Consider the following 2,644-nt stretch of genomic DNA (forward strand, 5'->3'; position numbering starts at 1 on the left):
ACCAGAGCAAAAACCAGAAAATAATGTAGATGTAAAAAAAGATACAGCTACAGTGTAAAATGTTGAAAAATCCTTCCTAATTAACTTAGGAGGGATTTTTTTGTCTCCCCTTCTCCTTCACACAACAAGGGCTTTTCTCCATGCAAAAGACAGGTAGTATTTTTTTGAGAAAAAACACTCAAAAAAATCTCCACCTTCCCGTTGGGCTTTTTAGCATTCCGAAATTCAGGGGGGTTTTTGCTTCGCGTCAAGCCGACATACCAAAAACTAGGTTGTTATGGTTATCGACTTGTACTATCCAGTATACCCCCCTGAAACGCCAGAGCTTCCGTCCTAAGCTTTTGTTCCTGTTCTATATATTTATGACACTATAAGGGGCTAGCCCCTCGCTACGCTTCACCCCAGTCCCTAGCCTTCCACCCAAAAACAAGGGGAAAACATAAAATCTTTTAAACATAAAACATCTAAAAATCGAACTATACCATAAAAAGGTAATAGATTCTAAGCATAGAATAAATATATATATATAGCGTTAGATTTATATCTATATCAAAATCTATACATAATTATGTAATTTGAGATCTAGAAGGTGGAATTTCGAAAAAACTTTATACGATTGAAAAATGTATAAATATATTTTAGGATCTGGATAATTACTAATGTGTACCTAATATATACCTAATGTTTATTGTATTAATATTAGGTATATGTTGAGGTTCTTTTTTTTGAAATAAATACATATTTAATATACATTCACTATACATTCAATATATATTATGGTATAATGTAATTAACCAAGTAAGGAACATAAAGAAAAGGAGTGTTGAAAATGGACAAATCACAACGATCAAGTAATTCTTGGACAGCAAAACAATTTAATAAAATGTTCGCGAATGGGACAATTAACTTTGATCATCCAATTCAAAGGAAGGGTGAACAATGGGATCATGAAACAATGTCGTTGTTAATCCATTCAATGGCTGAATGTTACCCAGTACCTCATTTGTTTGCTTTGAAAAAAGATGGAGTTTACAGCATTTTGGATGGTAAACAGCGAATGACTACTGTCTTTAATTTTTTGAATAATGGTTTTGCATTACATGAAGCAACACCAGATGTAAATGGTGTCGAAATAGCTGGGCTTACATTCGATGAACTACCAGAAGAAATTCAAGATGATGTGAAAGACTATCATATTGGTATCATTGCATTTGAGGGTATTACTTATGAAGAAATTGAAGAAATTTTCTTTAGATTAAATTCAGGTAAACCACTTTCTAATATTCAAAAAGCGAAAGCTAAATTAGGAATTGAACTTTCAGAGAAAATGGCATCGTTAACTTCACATCAATTGTTCCAAGAAAAAATTCAATTTACTAATACTCAAATTAAAAAAGAAGAGGATCTTAAAGTCATTACAGAATTTATTATGCTATATGATGAAGATTATGAAATGACTAACGCTGGTTTTACTCCGACAGAAGTTACAAAATATGTATTTAGTTTAAGGGAGCGACCAGAACAAACAGAAGAATTTATCAATGTATGTCAAAAAGTTTTTGATGCTCTTGATAAAATTATTGATGAACCAAATAAACAATTTTTAAAACCAACAAATTTACCAATGCTATTCAATGTAACAAGATATGCTCTTGAAAACAAAGTTTCACCTGTTACATTTAAGAATTGGTACGATGAATTTACAGAAGACTTAAAAGTGAAAAATGAAGATGAACAAACTAAGTGGGTTAAACAATATAAATCTTTTGGTGGTAATGGATCTAAAAAGCCAGAAAAGATTAAAGGAAGGGTTACTACACTTGTAGATTCATTGAAAGATTTTGTAAAAACAAATGGTCAACAAATTTCAATTGGAGATGAAGAATCAACAATTGAAGGTGAAGGAACAGAAGAACTAGTTGTATCTTAAATAGAATTTAAAGGCTTATAATGGCTTGGACAGGCGTTTCTAAAAACACTTTAATGGTTTTGTGTTATTGTAGGTTAAAAGTGTATATAGGCGATTCTAAGAAGTTTACATTATAAGCCTTTATTTCCATTCTATACAAATTTAATTAAAAAACATATAATGGTAAATGTAAAATATTAATATATCATGTAATAAATGAAGAAAGGTTGATATTCTAATGAAAAAAGCGAACAAAAAGTTAATCCCAGCTTGTGTTTTAGCAACAAGTATTTTAGTAGGAAATGTATCTATGGCTTCGGCTTCAACGTTTAGTACAACCGATCCATTAAAAGTACGTGAAGGTGCATCAATTGATAGTAAAAAAGTTGGACTATTACAATATGATTCAACAGTTGAAACCAATTCTATTAAAGATGGTTGGGCTAAAATTTCTTTTAAAGGAAAAGATGCGTTTGTTTCAGCGAATTATTTACATATTAAAGATGTGGATAATTATGATTTTACGGTAAATGGTAATGGAGTGCGTATTCGTACTTTACCAAATTTAGCGACTGGAAAAGTAATTGGTGCTGTAGATAAAGGATACAAACTAGAAGTTATTGAGCAAGATGATAATGGTTGGTACAAAGTAAAGTATAATAACCAAATTGGATTTATTACAAATCAATTTGTAACTGTAAATCAAAAAGGTGGATCAGAAGCAAAACCAGAGGT

Annotated in this window: 2 protein-coding genes; both read left to right on the plus strand. The window is 30.9% G+C overall.

Features of this window, described 5'->3' with window-relative positions; all coding sequences use genetic code 11:
- Positions 1–829: 829 nt before the first annotated feature.
- A complete protein-coding gene (locus V7024_RS22850) occupies positions 830–1,930 on the plus strand; it encodes a DUF262 domain-containing protein (protein ID WP_000361576.1) in 1,101 nt (366 codons plus the stop codon).
- A gap of 217 nt (positions 1,931–2,147) precedes the next feature.
- Positions 2,148–2,644: SH3 domain-containing protein (locus V7024_RS22855; protein ID WP_335524267.1), on the plus strand; the 497-nt coding region annotated here is incomplete at its 3' end.

The sequence above is a fragment of the Bacillus sp. JJ864 genome (assembly GCF_036963045.1).
Classification (GTDB): Bacteria; Bacillota; Bacilli; order Bacillales; family Bacillaceae_G; genus Bacillus_A; species Bacillus_A pseudomycoides_C.

Coding starts and splice junctions, on each gene's coding strand:
- V7024_RS22850 (WP_000361576.1), top strand. CDS start 830: ATGGACAAATCACAACGATCAAGTAATTCTTGGACAGCAAAACAATTT.